Below are 14,042 nucleotides of genomic sequence, written 5' to 3'. Positions count from 1 at the left end.
TTGCGGAGGTTCCGTTGCGCCTCCTCGAAATTGTTAGCGACAGCAGCCTTTCAAATCCTTAGCCCGAACCGGATGCCGTCATAGATGGCGGCGTGGATGTTGCGCGAGGCGACGGCATCGCCGATGCGGAACAGCACGAAAGATCCTTGCGGATTGCGCTCGGGAAAAATGTCGCCGCCACTCACCAGCCGCTCATAGTCTATGGCGCCGCCGTTCGTCGCCAATGGCTTCAGCGAGAGATAAAGGTCGTCTAGCGGCGCCGTGCCATGCTCGACCACCACCTGGTCGACCCGCCGCTCGCCGCGCCAGCCGTCGGCGAAATCGGAGGCAAGCTCGGCAACCAGTTGATTGCCCTCGCGGCGCACCGAGCGCAGCCTTGTGTTGATAGTGATGGTGACCCCCTTCTCCTGGAAGGCGCGCATGTAGGGTACGTGGTTCATGCCGCCCATTTCCGGCGCGAAGAATCGCTCCGGCGAAACCAGTTCCAGCTTCGAACCGGCAGCCGCGACGAGTTCCGCAGCGCCCATTCCCTGATGGCCTCCATTGTCGTCATAGAGCAGCACGTTTTCAGCCGGCTTGACGCTGCCAGCCATGATGTCCCAGCTCGATGTGACAAGAGTGTCGCCCGCCGTCAGCGGCGGATTCTGCGGCAGTCCGCCGGTGGCGATCACCACGACATCGGGCGACAACGCCAGAACGTCGTCCTTCTCGGCCCAACTGTCGTAGCGGATCTCGACGCCGAGCCGGTCGAGTTCGGCCAACCGCCAGTCGACGATGCCGATCAATTCCTTGCGGCGCGGGTTCTGCGTCGCCAGCCTGACCTGTCCGCCGGCCTGGCCCGATGCCTCCAGCACCGTCACCTGATGGCCGCGCTCCGCGGCCACGCGCGCTATTTCCAGTCCGCCTGCACCAGCGCCGATGACGACGACTTTTCGCTTTGGTCCCTCGGCCTTGGTGATGATATGCGGAATGTCCGCCTCGCGGCCGGTCGCCGCATTGTGGACGCAGAGCGCCTCGCCGCCTTCGTAGATGCGGTCGAGGCAGTAGGTGGCTCCGACACACGGGCGGATTTCGTGCTCGCGCCCTTCCATCACTTTGCGGACGATGTGCGGATCGGCGATGTGGGCGCGGGTCATGCCGACCATGTCGAGCTTGCCGGCGGCGATGGCGTGGCGCGCAGTTGCGACGTCGGAAATTCGCGCCGCGTGGAAGGTCGGGAATTTCGTCGCCGCCCTCACCTCGCCGGCGAAGTCGAGATGCGGCGATGAGCGCATGCCGGTCACCGGAATGACCTTGGTCAGTGCCGCGTCGGTCTCGATCGAGCCCCGGATGATGTTGAGGAAATCGACCTTGCCTGATGAGGCAAGCCGCCTGGCGATCTCGACGCCCTCCTCTTTCGACAGGCCTTGCGAAAAATCCTCGTCGGCGACCATGCGTATGCCGACGACGAATTTTTCGCCGACGGCCGCCCGCACGGCGTCGAGCACCATGTCGGTGAACCGCAGCCGGTTGTCGAGCGAGCCGCCGAACTCGTCGTCGCGATGGTTGGTGGACGGAGACCAGAAGCCGTCCATCAGATGGCCGTAAGCCTCGAATTCGATGCCGTCGAGACCGGCGGCCTGGCAGCGCTGGGCGGCGGAAGCATAGTCGGAAACGATGCGTTCGATATCCCAATCCTCGATGGTCTTGGGAAAGGCGCGATGCGCCGGCTCCCGCACCGGCGAAGCCGACAGGACGGGCAGCCAGTCGGCCTTGTTCCAACCGGTTCGACGGCCGAGATGGGTGATCTGGATCATCACCTTGCATTCATGCTCGTGGCAGGCGTCGGTCAGTTCCGCGAGCCATGGCACGATCCCGTCATCATAGAGATGCAAATTGCCGAAGGCGGCCGGGCTGTCGCGTGAAACGATGGCCGAGCCGGCGGTCATTGTCAGCGCCATGCCGCCCTTGGCCTTCTCCGTGTGGTAGAGCCGGTACCGCGCCTTGGGCATGCCGTCTTCCGAATAGGCAGGCTCGTGGCTGGTCGACATCACCCGGTTCTTCAACGTCAGATGCTTGAGCTGATAGGGCTGGAGAAGCGGATCGTTGCTGGTCATCGTCTTCCTGCGGTTTCAAATTGTGTTATTGAGCGGCCAGATGCGCCGCCCCTGAGTGGATTGCGGCGTTTATTCCAATCTTCGTTCGCGCCGACCGCCATGGAAGCGTGCTTCCGGCGACAGGCAGGCAAGGAGCCGTCCATGATCGATACCAAAACCCTCACCCAGCTCGGCGCGCATGTCGAGACGCCACAGAGCCCGGAAGCGGCGGTCCTGGAAACCGTGCCGTTTTCGCGCGGCGACGGCCCGCCGGCCATCGTGCGCTTCACCTGCCCGGAATTCACCTCGCTGTGCCCGGTCACCGGCCAGCCTGATTTCGCCCATATCGTCATCGACTACGCACCCGACGCGGCTCTGGTGGAATCGAAGTCGCTCAAGCTGTTCATGACCTCGTTCCGTAATCATGGTGCTTTCCATGAGGATTGCACCGTCATGATCGGCCGCCGCATCGTGGCGGCAACGAGCCCGCTATGGTTGCGCATCGGCGGCTATTGGTATCCACGCGGCGGCATTCCGATCGATGTGTTCTGGCAGACGGGCGCGCCGCCGGAAGGCGCCTGGCTGCCCGAGACCGGAGTGGCGCCCTATCGCGGGCGAGGCTAGCTCGAACCATTATTCGCATTGGTACTGGCTGAGCGCCCATTCACCGGTCACCGATAGCAGGTCCGATATCTTCCATTCGCCGTCGACCCTTTTGAACTTCCACTCAAGGCGGTGCGGGTTGCCGGCGACGACGAAGGCGACGATGACCTTGGCCTGGTCGCCATTGATCGCCTCGAGCGTCTTCAGGCTCTTGTCGATCTCGGCCTTATCATAGTCGGCATTGTCGAGCGCCATGTTGGGGTCGAGGCACTCGCCCTGCCCGGATTTGCGCAGCGCATCGCTCTTGTCGAGCACCGTTTTCGCCGGATCGACGAAATGGCGGCGCTGCGACGGATCGACCTCCAAGCCGACCTGGTCGTAGAATGGCCGGACCACAGCTGTCGGCGAGCCCGGCTGAATTGGGGCGGCAGGTTCGCTCGGCGAGGCAGCCGGTGGTGTTGCCGGCTCGGCGGCTGCGCGAGGTGCAGGCGCTGGCGGCGACCCGTTGGCGTCGGGCGCGGTGGCCGCCGGAGCGTTTGCCGGCGGCGCGCCGAGCAGCCCCTGCGCGGCGGCGCCACCCAAGTCCGCCGCCATCATGCACACGGCCGACAGCGCCAGGAACCAGCGGCGGGCCATCGGATCACTCCGGATCTTGGCCCGCCAGGCATTCGAGCTGGCTCAGCGTCCAGTCGCTGGTCTTCGATGCGATGTCCGATATCCTCCACTTGCCGTCGATCTTCTTCAGCGACCAATGCATTTCGCGTTGTGCATCGTCTCCTTCCGGAAAGAGACTGAAGCTCGCCACCACCTGGGCAGTATCGCCATCCACCATCTCGGATACTTTCAGGGTCTTGGAGACGGTCTTCTGGTCGAAATCCTGCGCATCGAGGCCCGGATCGAAATCGATGCAGGCGACCTGGTCCGGATTCTTCCTCGTTGCCTGATCGTTGAGGTCGAACAGTCTCGTCACCGGTTCGGTGAAGCGATCCCGGTATTTTGCGTCGGCCTCGAACTTGACCTCCGGAACATAGAAGAATTTCACGGCGTCCGACGCCGGACCGGCCAGGGCGACAGCGGGAAAGGCCGTCGAAAGGGCGGCAAGGAGCACTGTCAGTCTCATGCAGAATCTCCGGCTTTTGATGGCTTGGCGCAATCCAGTAGCACGCATCCTGCATATCGGCTTTTTTGCGGCTCATGAAGCCCGAGGGCGGCTCGCCGCCGATGCAGGCCATCCGACAGGCGCCCGTGCCAAGACTGCGATCAGAGACCAAGCGCCACCTTGCGTCCATCATGGATGGCAAAAGCCGCCTGCCTTGAGGCGGTACAATCACCAATCGACGTGTGGGCAATTTTGCGCCTGTCGAGCTCGATGGAAAGCATGTCGGCTGCCATACTCGTCGTGGCGAAGATCAGCGCATCGGCTTCGACGTCCTGCTCGGTTCCGTCGAGCAGGGAAGCGACCCTGGCGGCCTTCCCGTCCCAATGAACGATGGCGCTCTCGGTCAAAAACCGCACCCGCAGCCTGGCGAGTGCGCGGCGCAGCGGCGCGTCGACTGCCATTCGCTGAAGCTCTTTGCCAACCAGGGCGTCAGGTGTCACAAGCGTCACATTGTGACCGTCCTCGGCGAGTTTCCAGGCGGTGCCGCACCCTTTCCAATTGCCGCCATCGTCGAGCAAGATAACATTTTTGCCTGGTCTCGCCTCACGGGCCATCACGGCTTCGGCCGAGAGAACCAGCCCGCCGCCCGGGATGCTTTCCCACTGCGGCAATGCCCGTTGGAAAGCGCCGTCTGACGGCATCGAGCCGGTTGCGATGATGACGTGGTCCGCGCCTTCGCGCTCGACATCCTCCGCCTCGACATATTGTCCGTACCGGACGTCGACCTGAAGCTGGCTGAGCTGGCGCTGGTACCAGTCGATCAGATCCAGAATCTGGGCGCGGCGCGGTTGCAGCCCCGCAAGGCGGAACTGCCCCCCAAGACGGTCGGAAGCCTCGGCCAGCGTGACACGATGACCGCGTTCGGCTGCTACACGCGCCGCTTCGAGGCCGGCGGGACCGCCGCCGACGACCAGTACGCGCTTGGGTTGGCTAGCCGGGGCGAAGCGATCTCCGCCCCATTCCCATTCCCGCCCCGCCGAGGGATTGATGACGCAGCTGATCCAGTAGTCGCGGCTGCGTCGGCCCCAGCACATCTGGTTGCAGGACAGGCACCCGCGAATGTCTTCCGGCCGTCCGGCGGCGGCCTTTGCAGCCAGGTGCGGATCGGCGATCTGCCCCCGCACGATGGAAACCAGATCAGCGTGGCCTTCGCTCAGCACACTTTCGGCATTCTGCGGGATACGGATGTGACTCTCGGCGGTGACCAACGCGTGGCGCACGGTGGATTTGAGCACGGACGCCAGGTCGGCGCCGAGCTTTTCCGGATAAACAAAGGTCGGGATGATTTTGTAGAAATCGAAGTAGGAGCCCGTTCCACAAGTCACATAATCCATCAAAGCATCGCGGTCGTGGAGGTCGATTATCTCGGTCAATGCTTCGCGCTTCAGCGCCACTTCGACTTCCGGTTCGTCGTTGACCGCAAGGCCGATGATGAAATCATCGCCGCATTCCCGGCGAATTCTGCTCATCACCTCACGGCTCATCCGGGTGCGATTTTGAAGGCTGCCGCCCCACCGGTCGTCGCGGCGATTCGACCAGGGCGTCCAGAACTGGTCCAGCATCGAATGATACGCCGCCCAGACCTCGACGCCGTCGAAACCGGCCTCGCGGCAACGGCGCGCCGCCTGTACGAAACCGTCGATCGTTTCTTCGATCTCGGCTTCGGACATTCGATGCGAACCGTCAGAGTCGTGATAACTCGGCAGTCCGGAAGGGGACCAGCCGGCATGGAACGAGTTGTCCGCGTCCGCGTGCTGACCGACATGATAGAGCTGCTGGATGGCGACGGCGCCATTGCCGCGGATCGCTTCCGTCACTTTGCGGAAATGGGGGATCACGCTGTCGTCGGAAGGACGGAAGTTGCCGCGGGTAAGAACCGCGGCCCGGTGCACCGGCATCGGCTCGACGACGATCATGCCCGCGCCGCCGATAGCGCGTTCGGCATAATAGCCGACATGCCGTTCTGTCGGCAGTCCCTCTACCGCCATGTTCGCGGTATGGGCTCCGAACACGATCCTGTTGCGTAAGGTCTTGCCGCGCAGAGCAATCGGCGTGAACAACCGGTTGAAGACCTGCCCAGACATGTACCGCTCCTCATAAGCCTTAGCGGCAGCACCCGAGCGCCAGCGCCCGCGGCCAAAATCGATTTTTACCGGACAGCCGGCACCTGAAAGGGTGCCGGCATTCGCCAACCATTGCAGCTAGGCGTCCAGCCAGACGTTCTGGAGGTCCATTTCGAAGGTCTGGTGGACGCCGTAGTTCTTCACCTTCTTGCTCGTATGACTGTAGAGCTTCTGCCAGAACGGCTGGATGATGACGCCGGAATCCTGGAGGATCTGCTCGACATCCTTCATCACCTCCTTGCGCTTGGCGACGTCGATCAGCGATAGCGCCTGCTTGAGCTTGGCGTCGAAATCGGGATTCGAATACGCCGATTCATTCCAGGCCTCGCCGGTGCGATAGCCGAGCGCCAGCACCTGGACGCCGAGCGGGCGCATGTACCAGATCGTCATCGAATAGGGATATTTCGTCCAGTCGTTCCAGAACGTCGAGCCCGGCAGCACCGTCCGTTTCACCTTGATGCCGGCCTCGCGAAGCTGGCCCGCGATGGCATCGCCGGTGTTCTTCTGCCAATCGTCCTCGATGGTGATCAGCTCATGCTCGAAATCGGCCTGCCCCGCCTCCGCCATCAGCTTCTTGGCGCCAGCGGCATCACGCTCCTTCTTGGGCAGTGGGTAATATTCCGGATGGATGGGGCTGACATGGTGGTTTTCGCCGACCGTGCCGCGACCGCTATAGCCAAGCTGCAGCACCGCGTTGTTGTCGACCGCCATCTGGAGCGCGTTGCGAACACGCTTGTCGTCGTAGGGTTTGTGCGTGACGTTGGTGCGCGCAACCAGGGTGGTCGCGGTCGCCACCTCCGATTTCTCCAGCCCCATCTTGTCGAGGATGTCGATAAAATCGGCGGGCGACTCGAAATTGAGGTCGATTTCGCCGGAATCGAAGGCATTCACCGTGGCGTTGAAGTCGGTGCCGTAGTCGATGAATTCGACGCCGTCGAGCGGAGCTTCGCCGCCCCACCATTTGCCGTTCTCGCGGCGCTTGACGACAGCCTTCTGGCCAACATCGTAAGAGACCAGCTCGAAGGGTCCGGTGCCGATCGGCTTCTTGATCGGATCGGCGCCATCGGCATCGAAATTGCGGTGGACGACGAGCGCCGGATAGTCGGTGAAGTTCGGGATCAGCGAAATGTCGGGCTCGGAGAGCTTCAGCTTGACCGTGTTGTCGTCGATCTTGGTGATCGCGCCGTCCCTTGCCTTGCCGGTCTTGGCGTCGATCAGCGCGCCGACACGCGCGGCCATGGAGTTGCCGGCGACGCCCTTCTCGCACCAGCGCGTCACATTGTGCACCACATCATCGGCGTTGAAGGTATCGCCATTGTTCCAGGTGATGCCCTTGCGCACGTGCAGCGTATATTCGGTGGCGTCGTCGTTGATGTCCCAGCTTTCGAGCAGCACCGGCTCGAAGGTGAACTGCCTGGTATAGCGCACAAGCGGCTCCAGCCAGGTGCGCGAGATGTTGGCAAGCTCAACCCAGTCATAGGTGCGCGGATCCTTCTGCGCCTTCACCGACATCGAGACATGCAGCGTTCCGCCCTTCTTCGGCTCCTCGGCCAAGGCGTTCGTCGGCGCGGCAAGACCGATCATGCCATAGGCCAGAGCCGTCGATGCCCCGAAGGCGCTTGCCAGCGCCAGGAATTCGCGTCGGTCGATCCGACCCGCACGCGCCTCCTTTGCCATCGCCTCTATGGCGCTTGGAACACGATCACCATTGCTTTTGAAAAGCGTCATTTTTTTCCTCCCTTGTGGTTCCCGTCAGATCTTCGTCCTGTCAGCTAACGCTGTCCGGCAGTTTCTCCTCGCGCAGCGCGATAAAATCCCTGAGACCGTCTGCGATGCCCTCATCGAGCTTCGGCTCCTCATAATCGGCCAGCATGTTGCGCGCTTTCTCGCGGCCGCGCGTGTCATGGTCCTTCGCCCCTTCGGCCTTCCACTGTTCGTAGGAGTTGAAATCCATGATGCTGGGCATGAAGAAGGCTCGCTCGAAATGCTCGAGCGTGTGCTGTGTGCCGAGGAAATGGCCCTGCGGCCCCACCTCGCGGATGGCGGCCATCGCTTCCTTGAAATCGTCGAACGGCAGCCCGCCGGCATATTTGTACCAGCCGACGAGCTGTTCGCAGTCGGTCGCGAATTTCGAATAGCCGCAGGTGAGACCCGCCTCGAGCCATCCGGCCGAGTGCCAGATGTAGTTGGCGCCGGCAAGGATGGCGGCATGCATAAGCATGTTCGCCTCGTAGCCGGCCTGGGCATCGTTCAGCTTCGAGCCGACATGGAAGCCGGACGTGCGCCACGGCAGGCCGTATTTCCGTGCCAGCGCGCCCATCAGGTACATCATCTGCGCGGCCTCCGGCGTGCCGCCCATCGGAGCGCCGGTCTTCATGTCGACCGTGACCATGAACTGGCCGTAGATTTGAGGCGAGCCCGGACGCAGGAGCTGGGTGAACGCTACACCGGCAAGCGCCTCGGCATTGACCTGCGCCACCGCGCCCACGGCCGAGGCCGAGGTCGAGGCGCCGCACAGCGCGAAGGGCGCCAGGATCAGCGGCTGATTGTGACGGGCATAGACCTTCATCGCATCCAGCATGGTGGCATCCCATACCAGCGGTGAATTGCAGTTGGTGATCGACACCAGCACAGGGTTGTCGCGCACGTAATCCTCACCGAACACGATGCCCGCCATCGCCATCGTGTCTTCCGCCCGATCCTTGGAAGTCACGATGCCCATGAACGGCTTGTCGGAATGCTTCAGCGCCGAATGGATGATGTGGAGGTGACGCTTGGGCACCGCTATTTCCATCGGCTCGCAGATGATCGAGCTCGAGGAATGCAGGGCCGGCGCCATGTAGGCGAGCTTGTGGAAATTGTTGAGGTCGGCGAGCGTGCCGTAGCGCCTGACATTGTCGAGGTCACGCACATAAGGCGCGCCATACATCGGCACGAAGATGGAATTCTTTCCGCCCACGCGCACCGTACGCTCAGGGTTGCGCGCGTTGAGCGTGAACTCCGACGGCACCTTCGAGACGAGCTCCATCAGCAAGGCGCGGTCGATCCGCACTCTTGTCTCGGAGACGTCCGCGCCGGCGGCCTTCCACATTTCGATGGCCTCATCGTCGCGGAACTCGCATCCGACGTCCTCCAGGATGGCGAGCGATTCCTGGTGTATGAGTTCCACTGCCTCGTCCGGCACCATCTGATAGACGGGGATTTGGCGGACCAGTGTCGGAAACGACGTTACCGGAGCTCCCCGCAGCGCCTTGCGCCCCAGGCGGCCGCCGGCTCGACGATTGGAGTGTTCGGTCACAGCGGCCGGTGCGTTCATGGCAACTCCATTCCTCTTATACCTCGCAGCCTAGACGCACAAAACAGGAATGTGACGCTGGAAAATCCTGATCTCTTGTATAAGCTCTGCTTATGCGAAACCTGCGCCACCTCCTGCCCTCGGCCGGCAGCCTGATCGTCTTCGAGGCGGCGGGCCGCCTGTCGAGCTTCACCGCCGCCGGGCGAGAGCTCGGCATGACCCAGGCCGCCGTTTCCTACGCGGTGCGCGGGCTGGAGGAACAGCTCGGCGCCAAGCTGTTCCAGCGCCGTCACCGGCAGGTCAGCCTGACGGAGGCCGGCGAGCGTTTCCACGCCGACGTTTCGCTGGGCCTGTCCCACATCCGAAAGTCGGCGGAGGATCTGCGCCTGCAGGCGACCGGAGGCCACGTGACGCTTGCCGCCTCGACTGCGTTCGGCTCCTTCTGGATGATGCCGCGGCTGCAGCAGTTCCGCGACGAACTGCCGGGCATTGATCTGCGCATCCAGACCGCCGACCGCGACCTCGACATCATCGCAGAGGGCATCCCGCTTGCCGTGCGCGGCGGCGAACCGAGGGACTGGCAGGACTATCATTCGCTGCCGCTTGCCGACGAAGAGATCTTTCCCGTCGCCGGCACCAGCTACGCGGCGAAGTTCGGCCTGCCCAAATCGGTCGCGGAACTGGCCACGCACCGTCTCATCCATCTTGAGGAGCCCTATCGGGAGGCGGCGAGCTGGAATGAGTGGTTCGAATCGGCTGGCGCCCGTCTCGGCGATACCGCGCGCGGCCTGCGCATCAACGACTACGGGCTGGTAATCCAGGGCGTCATGGAAGGGCAAGGCATCGCGCTCGGCTGGCGCCACCTTGCCGAGCGGATGCTCTCGACGGGACTGCTGGTGCCGGTGACGGACCATGTGCTCAAGACCGGCAAGGCGTTCTATGTCATCTGGCCGAGGAACCGGGAGCTTAGCGAGAATGCCCGCAAGGTACGGGATTGGCTGGCAGCGCAAGCGTGAGGTCGTTCACTGTTTTCACCGTACTTCACCCTCGCCCGCTCGGCACGAATCCGCCTATACTGTCACCATGCCCATACGCCAGCTTTCTGAAACGATGATCAACCAGATCGCCGCCGGCGAAGTCATCGAGCGTCCGGCAAGCGTGGTGAAGGAACTGGTCGAGAACGCGCTTGATGCCGGTGCAGGAAAAGTCGAGGTCGTCACGTCAGGCGGCGGGTTGAACCTGATCCGTGTCACCGATGACGGCTTCGGCATCCCCGAACAGGAGCTTTCGCTGGCGATTGCACGCCATTGCACCTCCAAGCTTGCCGAAGACATCCACGACATCCGCTCGCTCGGCTTTCGCGGCGAGGCGCTGCCATCGATCGGCTCGGTGTCGCGGCTGTCGATCCGCTCGCGCACGGCGGCAAGCGACAGCGCCGCCGAGATCGGCATCGAGGGCGGCAGGATCTCGCCCGTCAGGCCGGCGGCGGCCAATCGCGGCACCACCGTGGAGGTGCGCGACCTTTTCTTCGCCACCCCGGCAAGGCTGAAATTCATGAAAGGCGAGCGCGCCGAAAGCTCGGCGACCAGCGACGTGGTCAAGCGCATCGCGATCGCCTTTCCGACCGTTCGCTTCACGCTCACCGGTTCCGACCGCTCGACGCTGGAATTGCCGGCGACCGATGACAGCGCGGAAGGCAGCCTGCGCCGCATCGCCCAGGTGATGGGGGTCGAGTTTCCCGACAATTCCATTGCCATCGATGCGATGCGCGAAGGCGTGCACCTGACCGGTCATGTATCGATCCCGTCCTTCACCCGCGCCAACGCGCTGCAGCAATATGCCTATGTCAATGGCCGGCCAGTGCGCGACAAGCTGATCGCCGGCGCTATCAGAGGCGCCTTCGCCGACGTCCTGCCACGCGACCGCCATGCGGTCACGGTGCTTTTCCTGACACTCGACCCGGCGATCGTCGACGTCAATGTCCACCCAGCCAAGGCCGATGTCCGCTTCCGCGACCCCGGCCTGGTGCGCGGGCTGATCGTCGGCGCCATCCGTCAGGCGCTTGGCGAAGCCGGCATCCGCGCCGCCACTTCCGGTGCCGCCGGCATGATGGCGGCGTTCCGGCCGGGAGCGGCGTCATACGCCCATGGCGGCCCGGCCAATGGTCACCGCAGCTACGAAGCGGCCTACCGCGCCTCGGGCTCTGCCGGTTTCGACCGCGCACGCTCGCCGCAACGGCCACTCGACATGGAGTTCCAGGGTTCAGGATTCGAACGAAACGGCGGGTTCGGCGAAAACGAGCAGGCGGCGTTCGATGCCGGCCCGATCGCCAGCGCCGACGCCCGCGCAGGACAGGGCGAAGCGGCGGAGACGCTGCTTGGCACGGTGCTCGGTGCGGCACGGGCGCAGGTGCATGAGAACTACATCGTCGCCCAGACCAGGGACTCACTTGTCATCGTCGACCAGCATGCCGCGCATGAGCGGCTGGTCTACGAGGCGTTGAAGAACGCGCTGCACGCGCGCGCCGTGCCGTCGCAGATGCTGCTTCTGCCGGAGATCGTCGACCTGCCTGAAGAGGATGCCGAACGGCTCGCCACGCATTCCGAAACGCTCGCCCGCTTCGGGCTCGGCATCGAGCGTTTCGGGCCGGGCGCCGTGGCCGTGCGCGAGACACCGTCGATGCTGGGCGAGACCAACGTCCAGCAATTGGTGCGCGACCTCGCCGACGAGATCGCCGACAACGACACCGTCGACACGCTGAAGGAAAGGCTGGACAAAATCGCGGCGACCATGGCCTGCCATGGTTCAGTGCGTTCCGGCCGCCTGCTCAAGGCCGAGGAGATGAACGCGCTGCTGCGCCAGATGGAGGCCACGCCCGGCTCCGGCACCTGCAACCACGGCCGCCCGACCTATATCGAACTCAAGCTGGCGGACATCGAAAGGCTGTTCGGGCGGCGGTGAAGTTTGGCCCTATGTCGGCAAGGCCGGGCGCCATCGGTCACTTCTTTTGCTGGTATTTCCTGGCGGAACGATTGAAAATGTAATCCATCGTGTGTCCGTTGCCGCCGCCACGAAAGTTCACGGAGATGATGTCCTTGCGACGCTCCACCCATTTCTGGACGTTCATGTATATAGGCGTCATCAACATGCCCGCATCGCAACCATCGTCATCGAAAGGGATTTGCTGGACGACCTTGCCGCTGGTCTTCTTGATGACCTGCATTTTCGTCATGCAAATCCCTGAACCGGTGTTTGTGTAAAGTCCGGCAAACCGGTCGGCAGCGGTCTCAGCCCAAAAGGGAATTTCGACAGTTCCGTCGAGTTTCGCCTCGCCCGTGTCGTCCAGGCTTGCAACCTTCTTCAGCGTGACCGGAAATTTGTCCGCGCCTTTGCGCCAGGTCCCTCTCGCACCGCTTTCGCCGATGTCGAGGGAAAGCGGGCAATTCGTGGTATCGACTGGTGTCTTCGATCCCATCACCATGATGCGTTCAAATTCTTGGTCGTCCGAAATCGCGCACAGCGAGAGCTTGGTGCCGCTGACCGTGCCATAGAGCGCGATCGGACTCTGCCCGGCGTCGTAGAAGTAGCTTCCCTCGACCGTTATGCCGCTGCCGAAGCTGTCATATGTCTGAAGCGATAAATGAACGGGATCGGGCCCTATCGACCCTTCGTAGTTCTCCACGTGATACCAGCCGGCGACAGCTTCTTCGCTCAGCAGCAGCAAGCAGAAAAACGCGGCCACGAACGCTCTTCCCATCCCGAGCCCCTCCATCAGCGCAAATCAGGATAGCGCGCCTTATGCCCGTATCACAGGGGCTGTCGGTTGAAGCAGCGCGACTTGTGGATTTGATTCGGGAAACAGCCGCAACTCTCTGATTTATCGCTTCAAATTCACTACGATGACGCCCCCTAGCGCCAGCGCGCCGCCAAGCAGGCCGAGCAGCGTCGGGACTTCGCCCAGCCAGAAGAAGCCGATCAGGGCGGACATGGGAGAGACCAGATAAAGGAAGTTCGAGGCACGCGCCGCAGGCAAGCGCGAAAGCGCCGTCGCCCAGGCGGCATAGGCGATCAGGCTCGGCACGACGCCGAGATAGATGACAGCGCCCAGCCCCGCCATATCGGCGACCGCCGCCTGCGAGAAAGCTGCCGGCAGGAAGGGCGCCAGGCAGAGCGCGCCGAGCACCATGTTCGAGGCCGCGATGGTCAGTGGATGGTGACGGGCGAACAGCGGCTTCTGCACGATGGTGTTGACGGCCGAACAGAGCGCCGATCCCAGCACCAGAAGCGCACCCGTGTCGAAATGCAGGCCCTGTCCGTCGGCCATGGCGATAATGCCGATGCCGCTGAAGGAAATGGCAGTACCGACCCAGGCCATCGTCGAGAATCGTTCGCCGAGCAGCGCCATCGCCATGATGGCGGTGAAGATCGGGCTGACATTGATGATGAATCCGGCAGCACCGGCCGAAACCGTCAGTTCGCCGAAATTGAGCATGGCGGTGTAGAGCGCGACGAAAACGGCGCCGCCAAAGGCCAGGCGCCACAACTCGCCTATGCGCGGCAGCGTCGGCCGCCTGACAGCAAGGAAGATCGCCGCAGGTACCGCGGCGATGGCAAAGCGCAGGGCGCCGAGTTCGAGCGGCCCGAACGCGGCGAGGCCAGCCCGGATCGCCGGAAAGGCGGAGGCCCAGCCAATCACCGTCAGCGCCACCGCTACGGCCGCGGTGGTGTCCATCCGCTGTGCTGGATTCAACGTGCTCGTCATCGCCCTCATCTCATCGTCCTCCCGT

At 63.2% G+C, this 14,042-nt stretch carries 11 protein-coding genes; 3 read left to right on the top strand and 8 right to left on the bottom strand.

The features are described from left to right. Positions 1–50: 50 nt before the first annotated feature. Positions 51–2,096 carry an NADH:flavin oxidoreductase gene (locus FJ953_RS14670; protein WP_140624622.1) on the bottom strand — a complete coding sequence of 682 codons (2,046 nt, stop codon included), beginning with the start codon at positions 2,094–2,096 and terminating at the stop codon, positions 51–53. Positions 2,097–2,237: 141 nt separating this feature from the next. Here FJ953_RS14670 and queF point away from each other — a divergent pair, with 141 nt between their 5' ends. Then, the gene (gene queF / locus FJ953_RS14665; protein WP_140515582.1) at positions 2,238–2,699 is read left to right on the top strand and encodes a preQ(1) synthase; all 462 of its coding nucleotides are present in this window, start codon (positions 2,238–2,240) and stop codon (positions 2,697–2,699) included. 9 nt (positions 2,700–2,708) lie between these two features. On the opposite strand, the gene FJ953_RS14660 is transcribed toward queF, so the two are convergent. The 5 genes from FJ953_RS14660 to FJ953_RS14640 form a co-directional block, all read right to left on the bottom strand. After that, on the bottom strand, positions 2,709–3,314 hold the full coding sequence (locus FJ953_RS14660; protein ID WP_140624621.1) for a hypothetical protein: 606 nt from the start codon (positions 3,312–3,314) through the stop codon (positions 2,709–2,711). 4 nt (positions 3,315–3,318) lie between these two features. Then, on the bottom strand, positions 3,319–3,798 hold the full coding sequence (locus FJ953_RS14655) for a DUF3828 domain-containing protein (protein ID WP_140624620.1): 480 nt from the start codon (positions 3,796–3,798) through the stop codon (positions 3,319–3,321). A 140-nt stretch (positions 3,799–3,938) separates the two neighbouring features. Next, the gene (locus FJ953_RS14650) at positions 3,939–5,921 is read right to left on the bottom strand and encodes an FAD-dependent oxidoreductase (protein WP_140624619.1); all 1,983 of its coding nucleotides are present in this window, start codon (positions 5,919–5,921) and stop codon (positions 3,939–3,941) included. Between the two features lie 117 nt (positions 5,922–6,038). Then, positions 6,039–7,688 (bottom strand): ABC transporter substrate-binding protein, encoded by a 1,650-nt coding sequence (locus tag FJ953_RS14645; RefSeq protein ID WP_140624618.1) that lies wholly within the window; start codon positions 7,686–7,688, stop codon positions 6,039–6,041. Between the two features lie 40 nt (positions 7,689–7,728). Continuing rightward, positions 7,729–9,276 (bottom strand): trimethylamine methyltransferase family protein, encoded by a 1,548-nt coding sequence (locus FJ953_RS14640; RefSeq protein WP_140624617.1) that lies wholly within the window; start codon positions 9,274–9,276, stop codon positions 7,729–7,731. Positions 9,277–9,368: 92 nt separating this feature from the next. Between FJ953_RS14640 and FJ953_RS14635 the strand changes: the two genes are divergently transcribed. Together FJ953_RS14635 and mutL are read left to right on the top strand one after the other, a co-directional pair. Then, positions 9,369–10,271 (top strand): LysR substrate-binding domain-containing protein, encoded by a 903-nt coding sequence (locus FJ953_RS14635; protein WP_140494187.1) that lies wholly within the window; start codon positions 9,369–9,371, stop codon positions 10,269–10,271. 67 nt (positions 10,272–10,338) lie between these two features. Continuing rightward, positions 10,339–12,216 carry a DNA mismatch repair endonuclease MutL gene (mutL, locus tag FJ953_RS14630; protein ID WP_140624616.1) on the top strand — a complete coding sequence of 626 codons (1,878 nt, stop codon included), beginning with the start codon at positions 10,339–10,341 and terminating at the stop codon, positions 12,214–12,216. Between the two features lie 37 nt (positions 12,217–12,253). Here the strand turns inward: mutL and FJ953_RS14625 are convergent, their stop codons facing one another. Next, positions 12,254–13,012: a hypothetical protein gene (locus FJ953_RS14625; RefSeq protein WP_140624615.1), complete on the bottom strand. Its 759-nt coding sequence runs from the start codon at positions 13,010–13,012 to the stop codon at positions 12,254–12,256. Positions 13,013–13,132: 120 nt separating this feature from the next. Next, positions 13,133–14,026, bottom strand: a complete 894-nt coding sequence (locus FJ953_RS14620; protein ID WP_140624614.1) for an EamA family transporter — start codon at positions 14,024–14,026, stop codon at positions 13,133–13,135. Between the last annotated feature and the right edge of the window lie 16 nt (positions 14,027–14,042).

The sequence above is a fragment of the Mesorhizobium sp. B2-3-6 genome, assembly GCF_006442305.1.
Taxonomy (GTDB): domain Bacteria; phylum Pseudomonadota; class Alphaproteobacteria; order Rhizobiales; family Rhizobiaceae; genus Mesorhizobium.
Note: the sequence above shows the minus strand (reverse complement) of the source record. Positions and strands in the feature narration are given on the sequence as shown.